This is a genomic window from Lysinibacillus sp. Ag94 (genome assembly GCF_023242215.1).
Taxonomy (GTDB): Bacteria; Bacillota; Bacilli; order Bacillales_A; family Planococcaceae; genus Lysinibacillus.
Map to the genome: position 1 here is coordinate 398712 of NZ_CP096780.1, position 19089 is coordinate 417800.

General features: G+C 39.6%; 14 protein-coding genes. All 14 read left to right on the top strand.

The window, feature by feature from the left end; all coding sequences use genetic code 11:
* Window positions 1–274 precede the first annotated feature (274 nt).
* The 14 genes from MY533_RS01805 (at window position 275) to MY533_RS01870 (ending at window position 19040) form a co-directional block, all read left to right on the top strand.
* Window positions 275–1240, top strand: a complete 966-nt coding sequence (locus MY533_RS01805; RefSeq protein WP_248717806.1) for an ABC transporter substrate-binding protein — start codon at window positions 275–277, stop codon at window positions 1238–1240.
* On the top strand, window positions 1237–2238 hold the full coding sequence (locus MY533_RS01810) for a FecCD family ABC transporter permease (RefSeq protein ID WP_132360296.1): 1002 nt from the start codon (window positions 1237–1239) through the stop codon (window positions 2236–2238). Before MY533_RS01805 ends, MY533_RS01810 begins: the two co-directional genes overlap by 4 nt.
* A complete protein-coding gene (locus MY533_RS01815; RefSeq protein WP_248717807.1) occupies window positions 2235–3710 on the top strand; it encodes an adenosylcobinamide amidohydrolase in 1476 nt (491 codons plus the stop codon). The genes MY533_RS01810 and MY533_RS01815 overlap by 4 nt, the downstream gene beginning before the upstream one ends.
* Window positions 3711–3770: 60 nt before the next feature.
* Window positions 3771–4334 (top strand): cob(I)yrinic acid a,c-diamide adenosyltransferase, encoded by a 564-nt coding sequence (locus MY533_RS01820; protein ID WP_248717808.1) that lies wholly within the window; start codon window positions 3771–3773, stop codon window positions 4332–4334.
* Between the two features lie 509 nt (window positions 4335–4843).
* Window positions 4844–7042: a heterodisulfide reductase-related iron-sulfur binding cluster gene (locus MY533_RS01825; RefSeq protein WP_248717809.1), complete on the top strand. Its 2199-nt coding sequence runs from the start codon at window positions 4844–4846 to the stop codon at window positions 7040–7042.
* 199 nt (window positions 7043–7241) lie between these two features.
* Window positions 7242–8447, top strand: a complete 1206-nt coding sequence (locus MY533_RS01830) for an acetyl-CoA C-acetyltransferase (protein WP_248717810.1) — start codon at window positions 7242–7244, stop codon at window positions 8445–8447.
* On the top strand, window positions 8447–9298 hold the full coding sequence (locus MY533_RS01835; protein ID WP_248719130.1) for a 3-hydroxybutyryl-CoA dehydrogenase: 852 nt from the start codon (window positions 8447–8449) through the stop codon (window positions 9296–9298). The genes MY533_RS01830 and MY533_RS01835 overlap by 1 nt, the downstream gene beginning before the upstream one ends.
* Window positions 9299–9368: 70 nt before the next feature.
* Window positions 9369–10505, top strand: a complete 1137-nt coding sequence (locus MY533_RS01840) for an acyl-CoA dehydrogenase (RefSeq protein ID WP_248717811.1) — start codon at window positions 9369–9371, stop codon at window positions 10503–10505.
* Between the two features lie 231 nt (window positions 10506–10736).
* Window positions 10737–11873, top strand: a complete 1137-nt coding sequence (locus MY533_RS01845; protein WP_248717812.1) for an acyl-CoA dehydrogenase — start codon at window positions 10737–10739, stop codon at window positions 11871–11873.
* A 3-nt stretch (window positions 11874–11876) separates the two neighbouring features.
* A complete protein-coding gene (locus MY533_RS01850; RefSeq protein WP_248717813.1) occupies window positions 11877–12509 on the top strand; it encodes a TetR/AcrR family transcriptional regulator in 633 nt (210 codons plus the stop codon).
* A gap of 124 nt (window positions 12510–12633) precedes the next feature.
* Window positions 12634–15882, top strand: a complete 3249-nt coding sequence (icmF, locus tag MY533_RS01855) for a fused isobutyryl-CoA mutase/GTPase IcmF (protein WP_248717814.1) — start codon at window positions 12634–12636, stop codon at window positions 15880–15882.
* Window positions 15883–16032: 150 nt separating this feature from the next.
* Window positions 16033–16194, top strand: a complete 162-nt coding sequence (locus tag MY533_RS01860) for a hypothetical protein (protein WP_248717815.1) — start codon at window positions 16033–16035, stop codon at window positions 16192–16194.
* A gap of 151 nt (window positions 16195–16345) precedes the next feature.
* Window positions 16346–16882, top strand: coding sequence for a DNA-directed RNA polymerase subunit delta (gene rpoE, locus MY533_RS01865; protein ID WP_248717816.1), 537 nt, complete (start codon window positions 16346–16348; stop codon window positions 16880–16882).
* Window positions 16883–17447: 565 nt separating this feature from the next.
* Window positions 17448–19040: a CTP synthase gene (locus MY533_RS01870; protein ID WP_132360316.1), complete on the top strand. Its 1593-nt coding sequence runs from the start codon at window positions 17448–17450 to the stop codon at window positions 19038–19040.
* Window positions 19041–19089 lie beyond the last annotated feature (49 nt).

The following is a 19089-nucleotide window of genomic DNA, read 5'->3' on the forward strand; positions in this document are numbered from 1 at the left end:
GGATAGGATGGTGGATTTTGTATATGTATTTTTGTGCAAATTTGACCCCCTCATTATTTTTTGATGAGGGGTATTTGTTTTGGAAGATGAATGTCGATAAATTTGAAAACAGGGGCGATAAATTCAAAATGTTAGGTGATAAATCTAAAATGTTGGCTAGAAGTCCGCAATGTTGATATACCCCTACAATGTTAGGTAATCAAAAACTAAAACGTATCGATAAATCAGAAAAACAATAACAACTATATGCACAAATAGACTGAGGAGGATTCACATGAAGAAAATTTGGAAAATAGGGTTATCAGCATTTTTAGCTATTGGCTTACTTGCTGCATGTAATACAAAAGAGGCGACAAATGAAAAGCCGTCATCTTCTGAGCAACAAGGGACAACAAAAGTAGACCAAGCAACATTCCCAATGACGATAAAGGATGCTACCGGTAAGGATATTACGCTAGAGGCACCTCCTGAAAAAATTGTCTCACTCATTCCGAGTAACACAGAAATTTTATTTGGCCTTGGCTTAAATAATGAAATAGTTGGTGTGACAGATAATGATGACTATCCACCAGAGGTTACTAAAAAAGAAAAGGTTGGCGGTATGGATTATAATATTGAAAAAATTATTGCTTTAACGCCGGATATCGTTTTTGCGCATGCGTCGGGTATGGGTTATTCAAAAGGAGCTATTGAACAGCTTGAGGCGGCAGGTGTAAAAGTATTTGTTGTAGCGGATGCAAAAAACTTTAATGAAACTTACACAACAATTGAACAGCTTGGTCGTGCAACAGGAAAACTAGAAGAGGCTAAAAAAATTGTTGCAAATATGAAGGCAAAAGTTAAAGAAGTTGAAACAAAACTTGACGGTGTTGAGGCGAAAAAAGTCTTTGTAGAGTCGTCTGATGAGCCAGAAATTTATACAGCTGGTAAAGGTACATTTATGAATGAAATGCTAGAAATGATTCATGCCGAAAATGTGGCAGCAGATTCAAATAGCTGGTATAAAATTGATGCTGAACAAATTATCGCAAAAAATCCAGATGTCATTGTTGTGGCATATAATTACGTACCTAATATTTTAACGAAAATTCCACAACGTGCAGGCTTTGAGACAATCTCTGCCGTGAAAAATAAAGCCATAGTACAAGTGGATGAAAATATAACAAGTCGTCAAGGTCCTCGTTTAGCAGATGGTCTTGAGGAATTAGCGAAGGCCGTCTACCCTGAGGCGTTTAAATGAGTAAAAAAATTGTAGCCTATGTAACAGCAATAACGCTTCTAATTATTAGCATCTGGTGTGGCGTGGCGATAGGCTCGGTTCATATTCCGCTAGAAGTATTGTGGAATAAGGCGGCTGATGAAACAGCCGCCAATATTTTATGGAAAATTCGATTACCTCGAGTTTTGCTTGCAGGGCTTGTAGGGGCGTCACTTGCAATTGCAGGGGCCGCTTTTCAAGGCTTATTAAAAAACCCTTTGGCTGATCCTTATACGTTAGGTGTTTCCTCTGGTGCATCAGTTGGCGCAGTTATGACCATTTTTTTTAGTATATCAATACCTGTAGTAGGTCATTTTACATTACCGACCTTTAGTATGATAGGTGCCATATTAACGATGGTAGCTGTTATGGGCTTTGCTAGAATAGTAGACCGCTCGTTAAAAATGGAAACTCTAATTTTAACGGGAGTTATATTTAGTTCATTTTTAGGTTCCTTAATTTCTTTAATGATTGCATTATCTGGTGAAGAGCTTCGCCAAGTTATCGGATGGCTGCTCGGCTCAGTATCGATGCGTGGTTGGCCTTATGTTCAGATGATTATCCCGTTTGTCATAATAGGCTCCATTATGCTTTGGACACAAAGACGCGAGTTAAATGTGCTGTTATATGGTGAAGAACGCGCGAAGCATTTAGGTGTTCATGTTAAGCGCAGTAAATATATTATTTTAGTGGGTGGATCCATGTTGACAGGAGCTGCGGTAGCTGTTTCTGGAACGATTGGCTTTGTTGGTTTAGTCGTCCCTCATATGACGAGAATGGTTTGGGGCTCTGATCACCGACACTTATTGCCATTATCCTTTTTAAATGGGGCAACTTTGCTGATTATTTGTGATTTAATAGCACGAACAATTATTATGCCAAGAGAGCTACCGATTGGTGTCATTACTGCATTTATTGGGGCACCGGTTTTTTCCTATATTTTTTACAAGCAACGTAGAAGCAAGGGGGTACGGGCATGATTGTTGTTGAACATCTTTCCGGCGGCTATGAAGACGTACCTATCGTCCGGGATATAAGTTTTTCAGTTGAAAAAGGCAAAATACTAGGGATCTTAGGGCCGAATGGTAGCGGGAAATCCACACTGTTAAAAGTAATAAGTGGTATACTACCAGCAAATGCAGGCACTATATTAGTAGATGGTAAAAGTAGCAGCTCTTACAATGCCCGTGCATTAGCAAAAAAAATGGCGGTGCTACCACAATTACATGCTAATGCTTTTTCTAACAGTGTACGGGAGGCAGTATCACTTGGGCGTTATCCACATCAAACAGGCTTCTTTTCAAGCTGGACTGATCGCGATGAACAAGCAGTCCAACATGCCATGATGCAAACTGGTGTGAAACGCTATGAACAAACACCGATGGAATTTTTGTCGGGCGGTGAGCAGCAAAGAGTATTTGTAGCCCAAGCACTTGCGCAAACAGCTGAAATATTGCTGCTAGATGAACCAACGAACCATCTAGATATTGCTCATCAACGTCAAATTTTAGATATGGTGCGAAAGGAAGCAATCGAAAGTGGTTTGACCGTTATTATGGTACTGCATGATATGAATTTAGCCTCCCTTTATTGTGATGAATTATTGCTAATGGAGGAGGGGCGGATGCGAGCATTGGGGGCGCCGCATGAAGTATTAATCGCTTCGCAAATCGAAGACGTCTATCAAGCTCGAGTTGCAACTTACGCACATCCAGAAATTCCAAAGCCTCAAATCACCATGATGCCAGCATCAGTTGAACAGCAGCAGCGTGCTGTCATTACAAAAGAAAATTTCACTGTTACAGATCGTTATATTAAACTTCAATCGGAGTTTCCGTTAAAAACAGTGTCCTCAGCTGTCCATAATCCGGGTATTGGTTGGTATGATTGTCTGTTAAATCGCTCTGTACCAATAGATTATGTCATTAATGATGTGAAGAGAGAGGTCGCTGAATTTCTACTAAAGGAACATTTTTCATCTACAAGTACCGTCGTCATGTTAACGGCTGTCCCAACAAATCTTGTAGCTATTAATGAATATAAAGCTTCCTTTGGCAGCGTCCTAGTTGCCGTTACGGCCGGAGTAGGTAATGCAGTTGATGTGTCTCGTACACATGAAAGACAAGATGAACCACATATTGGTACTATAAATACGTGGGTTATTGTTAATGGTTGTTTATCAGAAGAAGCGTTTTTCCAAGCAATGATGACGGCTACCGAGGCAAAAACAAAGGCATTGCAATCGGAAAATATTCGCGATGAACTTAGTGGTACAATTGCGACAGGTACTGCTACGGATAGTTTATTAATTGCAGCTACACAAAAAGGGGAAGAAATGCTGTATGGAGGTCCCATTACTGATGTAGGTAAGATTATCGGTAAAGGTGTTTTTGAAACAACTGTACAGGCAATAAAAAATTATCTTCATTCAGCAGATACACCTGCTAAATGAAAATAATGCCCTGCGCGACAGCGGAGGCGAAATTATAAAATAACTTTAGGAGATGAGAGAATGAAGCTTTACACGAAAACCGGCGATACAGGGAAAACTAGTCTTATCGGTGGACGCGTTGATAAAGATAGCTTACGCGTTGAAACGTATGGGGCCATTGATGAATTAAATTCTTTTATTGGTAAGGCTGTTAGTGAACTAGATCGTGAATTATTTAAGGATATTTTAATTGATTTAGAAACAATTCAGCATGAGCTTTTCGATGCGGGTGGCGATCTTGCTAACGTCATGAAGGAACGTCATTATAAGCTAACAGAGCAGCCAATCGAAGTGTTGGAAACGCGTATTGATGCATTATCAGATGAAGCACCGCCGTTACAGCGCTTTATTTTACCAGGTGGTGCACCAGCAGCTGCAACCTTACACATTGCTCGCACAGTAGCACGTCGAGCAGAGCGTCAAATGGTAACGCTTATGAAGGAAATCGAAGATGTACCGACAATTGTACAAAAATATTTAAACCGTCTATCTGACTATTTATTTGCAGCTGCAAGGGTTGTGAATTTCCGATTGAATGTCGCGGATGTTGAATATATTCGAAGCGGCAATGTCTTTAAAAAATAATTACCTAAAGTTGTGGTTATTGAGATGCATTCATTTTTCGATTAGTACTTTGAAGATTTATCGGAACAATTTTAACTTTTATCGGAATAATTTCAGTTTTTATCAACTAAGGGTGATATGAGACCACAAGCAGAGGAACGAAAGACTAAAGGCATCACGTTGAAATAAAATAACTACTTTTAAATCTAGCGCACTAAAAAAAGCCGATTTGCCATCTTAACATGATGCAAATCGGCTTTTTTGACTATGTAAATACTACAAAAGAAGACAAATTTATATTAAAAATAAATCTGTAGTGTTTTAGAACGCACTTAAAATTTAGGGTGGCATTTTTTCTAGTAAAATGTAAGAATATAAAATTATCAGAAATATTTCCGTTTTATGTTGACTGAATGCTCACTCATTTATTAGAATAGGAATATAATGATGGAATGACGTACATTTACGTATGAGCTAGCAAATTTATCACAAAGAGAGAAAGTTACGACAAACTAAGGGGGGGACCAACCATGAGTCCATTAGTAATTGCAAACATTGTTCTAACAGTCGTGGTTGTGCTTTATGCAGTAGGATTGTTCTTCTATCTGTTAAAAACACGCTATAAGTTTGTGCAATTGGGGAAAAAGATTGAATTTGATGAAAGTGTTAAAGAACGAGTTCGTTATCTTATGGTCAATGTACTTGGCCAAAACAAGCTATTAAAAGATCCAAAGAGTGGTTTAATCCATGTCATGTTCTTCTATGGATTTTTGATGGTGCAGCTAGGTGCCATTGATTTAATTTGGAAGGGGTTAGCACCTGGATCACATTTACCGCTTGGTGTTTTCTACAGTGTGTTTACATTTTTCCAAGAGCTTGTGGTATTAATGATTTTAGTGGCGGTTGTGTGGGCATTTTACCGACGCTATGTAGAAAAGCTAGTACGTCTAAAACGAGGCTGGAAAAATGGTCTTGTCTTAATCTTCATTGGTGGGTTAATGGTATCCACATTACTTGCAAATGGTATGGGAATAATTTGGCATGGTGAAGGACTAACTTATACAGAGCCAGTTGCTTCTGGTATCGCTGCGATTTTTAGTTTCTTACCAGCTTCAGCAGCGGCTGCTGTGTTCTATGTAATGTGGTGGGCACACTTATTAATTCTTTTGACATTCTTAGTGTATGTACCACAATCGAAGCACTTCCACTTGATTGTAAGCCCGATTAATGTGTATATGAATCGTTTAGATCGTACAGGTACTTTAACACCGATCGACTTTGAGGCATTAGAAAATGCGGAAGATGAAGAGGATATTCCAGCAATTGGTGTTGGCCGTATTCAAGATTTTACACAAAAACAAATGTTAGATTTATATTCCTGTGTAGAGTGCGGACGCTGTACAAATATGTGTCCAGCATCGGGAACAGGGAAAATGCTATCACCTATGGATTTAATCGTGAAGCTTCGTGATCATTTAACATTTACAGGTGCTGTTGTAACAAAGCAAAAGCCATGGGTTCCTTATCAATTCTTTGCTAATACAAAGGGGAATCAGCTAGCGATGGCAGCTGGTGCTGAGGGGGCAGTGATTGAAGATATTTACAGCCCTTCTTTAATTGGTGATGTTATTACAGAATCTGAGATTTGGGCATGTACAACTTGCCGTAACTGTGAAGATCAATGTCCTGTTATGAACGAGCATGTCGATAAAATTATTGATTTACGTCGTTACTTAACGATGACTGAAGGAAAAGTGAACCCAGATGCTCAACGCGCGATGACAAATATCGAGCGTCAAGGCAATCCTTGGGGCTTAAATCGTAAAGAAAAAGAAAATTGGCGTGATCTCGATCCAACTATTCATATTCCAACAGTGAAAGAGCTGAAAAAATCAGGCGAGGAAATGGAATATTTATTCTGGGTAGGTTCCATGGGGGCATTTGATAACCGCTCGCAAAAAATTGCATTAGCCTTTTGTCGTTTATTAAACGAGGCGGGCGTGAAGTTTGCGATTTTAGGAAATAAAGAGAAAAACTCAGGGGACACTCCTCGTCGTTTAGGAAATGAATTTTTATTCCAAGAGCTGGCAACAGCAAATATTGATGAATTTGAGAAAAACGACGTGAAGAAAATCGTTACGATTGACCCGCATGCTTACAATATCTTTAAAAATGAATACCAAGACTTTGGCTGGAAGGGCGAGGTCTACCACCATACAGAACTATTGAATCAATTGATTGAAGAAAATCGCCTGGCGTTAAATTACGAAGTTCATGAAACGATTGTTTTCCACGATTCTTGTTATTTAGGTCGTTATAACGATGTATATGATGCACCACGCGAAATATTACGTGGCATCCCGGGTGTTAAGCTTGTGGAAATGGAGCGTAATCGTGAAACGGCAATGTGCTGTGGCGCAGGTGGCGGTTTAATGTGGATGGAAGAGCATGTCGGCAATCGTATTAACGTAGCACGAACAGAACAAGCTTTAGCAACTGATGCATCTGTTATCTCTTCTGGATGTCCTTACTGCTTAACGATGCTAGAGGATGGAACAAAGGCAAAAGAGGTTGAGGATTCAATCGGTACATTCGATGTTGCAGAACTATTAGAGCGTTCTGTATTTGGTGAAAAAGTGAAAGCTGTCGAGGAAGCTGTTGAAGAAGTAGTAGCTTCCGTGGACAGTGTCGAACAAAACGAGAATGCGGAAATTAACGCAGAAAAATGATGTTTATTGCAGAAATATTTTAGTTATCTGAAAAATATAAATTGCACAATAAATAATTGTTTTGTAGAATAAGATTAAATGGAGATGGGAGTTGAACTATAAACTCCCATTTTTCATAGCTAGAGGTCGAGCGAGCGTTCAGTCAACGTAGAAGCTCTAATACTTCTTCTGGAAACGTAAAACAAAAGGGGTGTTTTACTTGAATAGAGCTGTAATTTTAGCAGGAGCAAGAACTGCATTTGGTAAGTTTGGAGGTTCACTATCAGCATTAAGTGCAAGTGACTTAGGTGCGATCGCCATAAAAGGGGCACTAGAGAAAGCGAATATTTCGCCTGATGAAGTGAATGAAGTAATTTTAGGCTCCGTTTTACAAGGGGGACAGGGGCAAATTCCTTCAAGGCAGGCTGCGATCAAAGCAAATTTACCAATAGCAGTGAAAACAGAAACGATTAACAAGGTTTGTGCGTCAGGGATGCGTGCTGTAACACTAGCAGATCAGCTAATTCGATTAGGGGACGAAGAAGTAATAATCGCCGGTGGTATGGAGTCCATGTCCAATGCACCGTATTATCTACAAAATGGTCGAACAGGTTTACGCATGGGTGACTCAACAATGGTGGATGGCATGCTTTATGATGGCTTAACATGTGCCTTTAGTAAGGCAAGGCCACATATGGGAAGCTACGGTAATACAACGGCGAAAGAATATTCGTTAAGCCGTGAGGAGCAGGATGCTTGGTCAGTTCGCAGTCATGAACGTGCAGTAGCAGCAATTGAAAAAGGTTACTTTGCTGAAGAAATCGTGCCTGTGGAAATTCCACAACGTAAGGGAGAACCGCTTCAAGTCGATACAGACGAGGCACCAAGACCCGGTACATCAATGGAGGTACTTACAAAACTCAAGCCAGCCTTTGACAAGGATGGAACAATTACAGCAGGTAATGCACCTGGCGTTAACGATGGTGCATGTGCCCTAGTAGTAATGAGTGAGGAACGTGCAACTCGTGAAGGCAGAAAGCCACTTGCGGTTATTATCGGCCATGAAGAGATCGCTATTGAGCCAGAGAACTTCCCACAAACACCAGGGCTTGTCATTAACAAATTACTGAAAAAGACGGGGAAATCATTAGCTGACATTGATTTGATCGAAATCAATGAAGCATTTGCAGCTGTAGCTCTTGTCAGCAAGCAGTTGGCAGATTTAGATGCGGAAAAGGTCAATGTTAACGGTGGTGCAGTGGCACTAGGTCATCCAATCGGAGCATCTGGCGCACGCATTATTTTAACACTTGCTCATGAATTAAAGCGCCGTGGCGGTGGTATCGGAATTGCGGCTATCTGCTCAGGTGGAGGGCAAGGCGATGCAATTATGATTGAAGTACCGAAAACAGGGGGACACGAATGATGGGAATTCAAAAAGTAATGGTTATTGGTGCTGGGCAAATGGGCTCCGGCATTGCACAAGTTTGTGCACAAGCTGGTTATGATGTCAAACTGAATGACATGAAGCAAGAATTTTTCGAACGTGGTTTGGGCGTCATTACGAAAAACCTGACACGTGATGTCGAAAAGGGTCGTAAAACTGAGGAAGAGAAGGCAGCTATTCTAGGTCGTATTAGTATGTCACTAGATTTACAGGATGCTAGTGATGTAGATATTATCATCGAGGCAGCAGTGGAAAATATGGAAGTAAAGCAATCCATCTTTAAGCAAATTGATCAGATTGCACCGGCACATGCCATTTTAGCTACGAATACATCATCTTTACCAATTACGGAAATTGGAGCTGTAACAAATCGTCCAGAGCAAGTAATTGGTATGCACTTTATGAATCCGGTACCTGTTATGAAGCTAGTAGAAATTATTAGAGGGTTAGCTACAAGTGATGAAGTCTACAAAGCGGTTGAAGACATGACAGTAACATTATCGAAAACGCCAGTGGAGGTCAATGACTTCCCGGGCTTTATTTCGAATCGTATTTTATTACCAATGATTAATGAAGCGATCTACGCATTGTATGAGGGTGTAGCATCGAAAGAAGCTATTGATGATGTAATGAAGCTTGGAATGAATCATCCGATGGGGCCATTAACATTAGCAGATTTCATTGGTCTTGATACATGTCTATCTATCATGGAGATTTTACATGAGGGCTTAGGTGATAGTAAATATAGACCTTGTCCATTGCTTCGTAAATATGTGGCAGCAGGATGGCTAGGTAAAAAATCTGGAAGAGGCTTTTACGTTTACGAATAATCCTATGGGGATGGGGCGATTCAAAACGAAATGTAATGCTACGGGACAACATACAGGGGTGACATTATAGATGCATTTACAATTTACAGATGAACAAATAATGATGCGTGATATGGTTCGAAATTTCGCTCAGGATAAAATCGAACCGTGGGTTGAACGAATGGAGGCAGGAGAGTTTCCGCGTAAGCTCCTTGCACAAATGGGAGAATTAGGTTTAATGGGGATTACGGCGCCTGAGGAATTAGGCGGCTCAGCGATGGATTTTACATCGTACATAATTGCTATCAATGAACTATCGAAGGTGAGTGCTGTAATGGGGGTTATTTTATCTGTGCATACTTCGGTAGGAACAAATCCCATTATTTATTTCGGCAACGATGAACAAAAGAAACGTTATGTTCCAAAGCTTGCTGCAGGTGAATATTTAGGGGCATTTTGTTTAACGGAGCCTAGCGCTGGTTCAGATGCGGGCTCTTTACAATCCAAAGCGGTGCGAGATGGAGATGAATATGTCATCAACGGCTCCAAGGTGTTTATTACAAATGGTGGAGAAGCGGATGTTTATATTGTCTTTGCCTCAACGAATCCTACTGAAAAAACACGTGGTATTTCAGCCTTTATTGTTGAAAAAGGAACTCCGGGCTTAATCGTAGGGAAAGATGAACAAAAAATGGGCTTACACGGCTCACGTACAGTTCAACTTACATTCGACAACTGTCGCATTCCAGCCGCAAACCTTCTTGGGGAGGAAGGGGAAGGCTTTAAAATCGCAATGGCCAATTTAGATGTTGGACGTATTGGAATCGCAGCACAAGCCCTAGGTATTGCTGAAGCAGCGCTAGAGGCAGCCACTGCATATGCCAAAGAACGTGTTCAATTTGGAAAGCCTATTGCAACGCAACAAGGTGTTGGCTTCAAGCTTGCTGATATGGCGACTGCTGTGGAAGCAGTGAAATTATTAGTCTATCGGGCTGCGGATTTACGCACAAAAGGGTTACCGTGTGGAGCGGAGGCCTCGATGGCAAAACTTTTTGCCTCTCGTACAGCAGTGCAAACAGCGCTAGACGCTATACAGATTTTTGGTGGCTATGGCTATACAAAAGATTATCCGGTAGAGCGTTATTTCCGAGATGCAAAAGTGACAGAAATATACGAGGGTACAAGTGAAATTCAAAAGCTAGTCATTAGTAAACATTTACTGAAATAAGGTTTGTTGCATTGTTGATTTTCCAAGGATGATGTCGATTGCTAACATAAAGCGCTCGGGTAACCTGGAAAACTGGTCAGGTCATGTAATGAATCGTTCAGGTACCTCAAAGAACGGATCAGGTAACCAAAAGATTGCTCAGTTTCTCGAAGCAATATAGCAGGAACATGATCAAAAATTGAAATTAACAATATAGCACTAATAGAGTCTAACGAAAAGGGGAAATGGACAATGAACTTTCAATTATCAGAAGAGCATGAGCAATTACGCGAAATGATTCGTGATTTTGCTATTAATGAAGTAGCACCAACAGCAGCTGAACGTGACGAAAACGAAGAATTTGACCGTGCAATTTTCGATAAAATGGCGGAGCTAGGGTTAACGGGTATTCCATGGCCAGAAGAATACGGTGGTGCGGGCTTTGATTATCTTGCATATGTCATTGCTGTAGAAGAATTATCACGTGTATGTGCTTCAACAGGGGTAACGTTATCAGCACATACTTCACTTGCTGGTTGGCCGATTTTTAAATTCGGTACAGAAGAACAAAAACAAAAATATCTTCGTCCAATGGCAGAAGGTAAACATATCGGTGCATATGGTTTAACAGAACCAGGATCAGGCTCTGATGCTGGTGGCATGAGAACATATGCAAAACGTGATGGTGATGATTATATTTTAAACGGCTCGAAAATTTTCATTACCAATGGTGGAGTAGCAGATACATATGTTGTATTTGCAGTAACAGACCCAGAAGCTAAACATGGCACAACTGCTTTTATCGTTGAAGCTGGCTTTGAAGGTTTTTCGGTAGGGAAGAAGGAGAAAAAACTAGGAATTCGTTCATCCCCTACAACTGAAATTATTTTTGATAACTGTCGCGTTCCGAAAGAAAACATGCTTGGAGCTGAGGGAGAAGGCTTTAAAATTGCGATGACAACACTTGATGGAGGACGTAATGGTATTGCGGCACAAGCTGTAGGGATTGCACAAGGCGCATTGGATGCAGCGGTTGAATACGGTAAAGAGCGCGTGCAATTTGGTAAACCGATTACTGCTAACCAAGGTGTCTCCTTTAAACTAGCGGATATGGCAACTCAAATTGAAGCATCTCGACTGCTTACATACCAAGCGGCTTGGTTGGAATCAAATGGTCTACCTTATGGTAAAGCATCTGCAATGGCAAAATTAATGGCTGGCGATACTGCGATGAATGTAACGACTGAGGCGGTTCAAGTCTTTGGTGGGTATGGATATACAAAAGATTATCCTGTTGAGCGCTTCATGCGAGATGCAAAAATCACACAAATTTATGAAGGTACACAAGAGATTCAACGACTTGTTATCTCTCGTATGTTGACAAAATAACGTATGACAGGAAGAGATAAAAGACCCCAAGTACAGTCGACGGTAAAAGATGAAAATCTCATCGCCATTCGTCGAGAACAAATGATAGAGGGAGCCATTAAATTATTTAAAGAAAAAGGTTTTCATCGTGCTACCACGAGAGAAATCGCAAAAGCTGCAGGCTTTAGTATCGGAACATTGTATGAATATATTCGTACTAAGGAAGATGTCCTTTACCTTGTATGTGATAGTATTTATCACCATGCGATGGAGCGGCTTTCAAGTTATGAGATTAAGGCAGGAACTATAGAAGAGTTAAAGGAAATGATTCGAGAGTATTTCTTGCAAATTGATAGTATGGTTGATGAGCTGACAATCATGTATCAGGAAACTAAATCATTATCAAAAGAAGCACAACGCTATGTATTTAGTAAAGAGTTTGAAATGGTTGGTACTTTTGAGCGATTACTACAACGCTGTGTGCAATCAGGTGAAATATCGATGACGGATCAACAAATTCACTTGGCAGCAAATAACTTAGTCGTTTCTGGACAAAGCTGGGCATTCCGTAAATGGGCGCTCCATCGTCAGCATTCTATTGAAGAATTTATTGAAATGCAAATAACATTGTTTATTTCAGGCATAAAGGGGTTCTAATAAGTTTTTGTAAAGGGGTTGTCGGTAATTGCATAGTGCGACATTGCAATTACCGATTTTTTTATGCATTATGCTCTATAACACAAAGGTGTAATTGATTAAGGGGAGAAAGTGGGGATTTCATATGACAAAGGTAGAAGTATATCGTCCAAAAAATCACGTACGTTTTGTAACAGCATCTAGTCTTTTTGATGGACATGATGCTTCGGTTAACATTATGCGACGTATTTTACAATCAAGTGGTGTAGAGGTAATCCATTTAGGACATAACCGCTCCGTAGAAGAAGTCGTAAATGCTGCGATTCAAGAGGATGCACAAGGCATTGCAGTATCTTCTTATCAAGGCGGGCATATGGAATACTTTAAATATATGTATGATTTGCTACGTGAAAAAGGAGCGCCACATATTAAAATTTATGGTGGCGGCGGTGGTGTTATTTTACCACGTGAAATTAAAGAGCTACACGCTTACGGGATTGCAGGGATTTTCTCGCCAGAGGATGGTCGCGTTTTAGGATTACAAGGGATGATTAATGAAAAAATTAAAGGGACTGATTTCCCAACCGCTATAGGTAACTATCAAGAAAAGTTGGATGCCTTAACGCCAGAAACGCCAGAAATATTAGCAAATTTAATAACTGCTGCTGAGTCGAATGATGATGAAGAAACGAAAAAGATGCTAGAAGAAGCTCGCAAACGCTCAAAAGGAACACCTGTTTTAGGTATTACAGGAACAGGTGGTGCGGGTAAATCTTCCTTAACGGATGAATTAATTCGTCGTTTCCTAAAGGAGTTTCCGGATAAACGCGTAGCTATTCTTTCTGTCGATCCGACAAAGCAAAAAACAGGTGGCGCTTTACTTGGTGACCGAATTCGTATGAATGCGATTTTTAATAATCGAGTATACATGCGTAGTTTAGCAACACGTGGATCTCGTACAGAGCTTACTGCTTCTATTGGGGACGTGCTAGACGTAGTGCGTGTCGCGGACTATGATTTAATTATTGTAGAAACAAGTGGTATTGGTCAAGGTGATGCGGAAATTACAAAATACACGGATCTTTCCATGTACGTGATGACAAGTGAGTTTGGTGCTCCAACTCAGCTTGAAAAAATTGACATGATTGATTTTGCGGATGTAATCGCCATCAATAAATTTGAACGCAAAGGCTCAGAGGATGCGCTACGTCAAGTTCAGAAGCAATATCAACGTTCACGAGAACTTTGGGATGAATCACTTGATAATATGCCTGTGTACGGTACGATTGCCAGTCAATTTAATGATAAAGGAACGAATGCTTTATTTGCTGCATTAATAAATATCATTAATACGAAGACAGGAAGTAATTGGGAAACGGGATATGAGCAATTTGCAAAAACTCAAAAGCAAGATGTTATCATTCCGAACGATCGTCGTTATTATTTACGAGAACTGACAGATACTGTGCGTGGCTATCATAAAAAATCAGAGCAACAGGTAGAATTTGCTCGTCGTCTATTCCAATTAGAGGGAGCTATTGCAGCGGTTAAGGAAAAAGCGCCAAATGATGCACTTATTGCATCTCTCACTTCTTTAGCAGAAGGCGTTAGAGATGAATTAACGGCTGAATCTAAACGTATTTTAGACAATTGGCATGCTTTAAAAGAAGCGTATGCAGGAGACGAATTTGTCACGAAAGTTCGTGATAAAGAAATTCGTACAATTTTAAAGACAACAAGCCTCTCGGGTACAAAAATACCTAAAGTTGCTTTGCCGAAATTCGTAGATTATGGTGAAATTTTACGCTGGGTTTATAGAGAAAATGTACCTGGTGAATTTCCGTATACAGCGGGGGTATTCCAATTTAAACGTGAAGGTGAAGATCCGAAGCGACAATTTGCTGGAGAAGGAACGCCTGAGCGTACGAATAAACGATTCCATTATTTATCGAAGGATGATGATGCAAAACGTTTATCAACAGCATTTGATTCGGTAACGTTATACGGAGAGGATCCAGATTACCGACCAGATATTTATGGAAAGATTGGAGAATCGGGTGTATCAATATGTACGTTAGAGGATATGAAAAAGCTTTATGCAGGCTTTGATTTATGTGCACCATCGACTTCAGTATCAATGACAATTAACGGTCCAGCACCGGTTATTTTGGCAATGTTCATGAATACGGCTATTGATCAGCAAGTGAAACTACGTGAGGAAGAGCTTGGTCGACCATTGACAGTTGAAGAATTTACAGAGACACGGGAGAAAACATTACAGGTTGTACGTGGAACCGTGCAAGCGGATATTTTAAAAGAAGACCAAGGGCAAAATACATGTATCTTCTCAACAGAGTTTGCGTTACGAATGATGGGAGATATTCAGCAATACTTTATCGATCATAAAGTTCGTAATTATTACTCAGTATCTATTTCTGGGTACCACATTGCCGAGGCTGGTGCGAACCCAATATCCCAATTGGCCTTCACATTAGCAAATGGCTTTACGTATGTGGAATATTATTTAAGTCGAGGAATGAATATTGACGACTTTGCACCAAATTTATCATTCTTCTTCTCTAACGGACTCGATCCAGAGTACACGGTTATTGGACGTGTAGCCCGTCGTATTTGGGCAATTGTAATGCGTGATAAGTACGGCGCCAATGAACGAGCACAAAAATTAAAATATCATATCCAAACATCTGGACGCAGTTTGCATGCACAGGAGATTGATTTTAATGATATCCGCACAACATTACAGGCGTTAATGGCATTACAGGATAACTGTAATTCATTGCATACAAATGCATATGATGAGGCAATTACAACGCCTACGGAAGAATCTGTACGTCGTGCAATGGCTATTCAAATGATTATTACGAAGGAACATGGCTTAGCGAAAAACGAGAATCCATTACAAGGGGCGTTTATCGTAGAAGAGTTAACAGACCTTGTAGAAGAGGCGGTACTTGAAGAGTTTGATCGTATCAATGATCGTGGTGGCGTACTAGGTGCAATGGAAACACAATATCAACGTGGTAAAATTCAAGAGGAATCCATGCACTATGAGATGCTAAAACATTCAGGTGAGTTACCAATCATTGGTGTGAACACATACTTAAATCCGAATCCACCTTCAGAAGATGAAATTAACAATATGGAAATTGCGCGTGCATCGACGGAGGAAAAAGAGACGCAAATTCAAAATTTACATGCCTTTTGGAAGCAACATGAAGGTGAGAACGAAGCAGCCCTTGCCCGTTTACAACAAGTAGCTGTCAACAACGGTAATATTTTCGCGGAGCTAATGGAAACCGTAAAAGTCGCTAGCTTAGGGCAGATTACAAATGCTTTATATGAGGTTGGCGGACAATATCGTCGAAATATGTAATTCATAAACATGTAAATTTACTTATTGTTTAACATTTATTCTATTTTGTGCAAAATGTTTGTGAAGTTTTAAGTGTCTAGTCCTAGGATTAGGCACTTCTTTTTATTTCCGTTATAATAAGAAATGTAAAAAAAGGGGAGGCGCAGTAGAATGATGAAATCAGCTATTAACTACATCATTATTTTAGCTTTGGTGGTAGGAGTTATTTTCCTGTATGATAAGCAATTTGGCGCTGTTCCTTTACTAATATTATCGGTCTATATGTTTTACTTAGGGATAAAAAAAATGCGTGATATAAAAAACAGTAATTGAAGCTAGCAAAGAGGATAAAACTTTGTATATAATGGGTATTATGCTTATGATATGGAAAGTTACTTTTGTGCGGCCTTTTTTGCTGCGCTCCGACAATAAAGCTATATAAATTTTAAAACGTCCATTGTGATGAGGGAAAGGAAGTGCACGAATGAATTTTCGTGAAATGACAAAAGAACAATTAACGGAAGAATCGTTAATTAACTTAGCGTACGCAATTTTAAATGAAAAACGTGCCTCAGTGTCTTTTAATGACTTATTAACAATTATTCAAGAGCTTGTAGGCTATAGTGATGAAGAAATGAAAGCTCGCCTGCTACAATTTTACACAGATATGAATGTAGATGGTCGCTTCTTATTTAATCAGGAAACTGGCTGGGGCTTACGTGAATGGTATAAAGTTGAACAGATTGAAGAAGAAACAGCTCCTTCTGTTAAAACTCATAAGAAAAAATCTAAAGCAGCCGTTGAAGATGAAGATGATTTAGATGAAGATCTAGATGAAGAAGATATTGACTTCGATGAAGATTATGAAGAATTCGTTGAAGATGAAGATGATCTAGATGAAGAAGATGATAAAGAAGATATCGATTTTGATGAAGAAGATATAGAGGACATCGATGAAGAAATCGACGAGGACTTTACTGATGAAGATGAAGAAGAATTTGAAGAAGAGGACGAAATCTAACTTATTTCAGCAAACAACCTCTGAAATAAGCTGATTCCGGACCCAATTATGCCAAGCCATAATTGATGATAATTACTCTTTGAAATTTTCTTTCTTTTATCCTTGTAGTAAAAAATCTTGACTTCTATCGCGGTTCCGTTTAATCTTTTACTTGGGCTCCTTAATTAAAGGAGAAAGACCGTGTATGTAATACGCTCCCCCTGCAAACCTATGCAGGAGGAGCGTTTTTTTATTTTTTTAACTATATTCAGTCAAGTTCTCCCATGTTTATAGCTACGGAATGAATATAAATGCTCTAAATTATTCATGATGTATAATAATCGGTGACTGCGTATGTTAGGATGAAATTTTTAAAAGGAAAGTAGAAAAGAGATAGAAACGATTACAGCTTCGAATCGACTACAATTTTGTAGGCATTCTCGGCTTTTCTTATTTTAGGGATAAGAAATATCAATTTCTTAGGCCGTAGAGACATTTGCACCAATGCTCAAGATTACTTAGCTTAGGACGTGAATGCACTTTTCTTACTAGTAATTTCTAGAACAATATAAGGAGGAATTTTTTCATGACGAAGTATATTTTTGTAACAGGTGGGGTTGTGTCTTCACTTGGAAAAGGGATTGTAGCAGCATCTCTAGGTCGTTTATTAAAAAATCGTGGATTAGAAGTAACGATTCAAAAATTTGACCCATATATCAATATTGACCCAGGTACAATGAGTCCTTATCAGCATGGTGAGGTTTTCGTAACAGATGATGGCGCAGAAGCTGACTTAGACTTAGGTCACTACGAACGTTTCATAGATATTAACCTAGGAAAACATTCTACAGTAACATCAGGGCGTGTTTATCAGTCTGTATTACAAAAAGAACGCCGCGGTGATTACAATGGTGGAACAGTACAAGTAATTCCTCACATTACAAATGAAATCAAAGATCGTATTCAACGAGCTGGTCGCGAAACAAATGCGGACGTAGTTATTACAGAAGTAGGTGGAACAGTTGGGGATATTGAGTCATTACCATTCCTTGAAGCAATTCGCCAAATGAAAACGAATTTAGGTCATAACAATGTGATGTATGTTCACTGTACGCTGATTCCTTATATTAAAGCTGCGGGTGAGCTAAAAACAAAACCAACTCAGCATTCTGTAAAAGAATTACGTTCTTTAGGTATTCAACCAAATATTATCGTTGTACGTACAGAGCAAGAAGTGCCACAGGATATGAAAGAAAAATTAGCTTTATTCTGTGATGTTCAGCCACACGAAATTATCGAATCTCGCGATGCAGAACATTTATATGAAGTACCACTAAACCTTCATGCTCAAGATATCGATGATATCGTGCTTGACCATTTTGGCATTGAAGCACCAGAGGCGGATATGGAAGAATGGCGCGAGCTTGTAGCAAAAGTGAAGAGCTTACCAAATAAACGAAAAGTAGCATTAGTAGGTAAATATGTAGAACTACAAGATGCTTACATTTCTGTTGTAGAGGCATTAAAGCATGCAGGCTATGCATATAATTCTGATATTGAGATTGACTGGATCAATGCAGAACACGTGGATGCTGACAATGTTGTTTCGCTATTAAAAGGTGCTGACGCCATTTTAGTTCCAGGTGGCTTCGGTGATCGTGGAGTTGAAGGTAAAATTTTAGCGACACAATATGCTCGTGAAAATAATGTACCATTCTTAGGTATTTGCCTAGGTATGCAACTTGCAACAGTGGAATTTGCTCGTAACGTACTTGGTTTACAAGGAGCGCATTCAACAGAGCTTGATCCAAAAACAGAATATCCGATTATCGATTTCCTACCAGATCAAAATGACAGTGTAGACATCGGTGGTACATTACGTTTAGGTTTATATCCATGTAAGTTAAAAGAAGGCTCAAAGGCAATCCAAGCTTATGGTCAAGAACTTGTTTATGAACGTCACCGCCATCGTTATGAATTTAACAATGAGTATCGTGAAGCGATGGAAGCTGAAGGTCTTGTCTTCTCAGGTACAAGTCCTGACGGTAAATTAGTGGAAATTATCGAGTTACCAGAAAATAATTTCTTCGTAGCATGTCAATTCCACCCTGAGTTGGTATCACGACCAAACCGTCCACAGCCATTGTTCCGTGATTTTATCGGAGCAACATTCAAATAATGAAAAAAGAGTTGTCTCAAGTGCTGAGACAACTCTTTTTTTGTTAGAA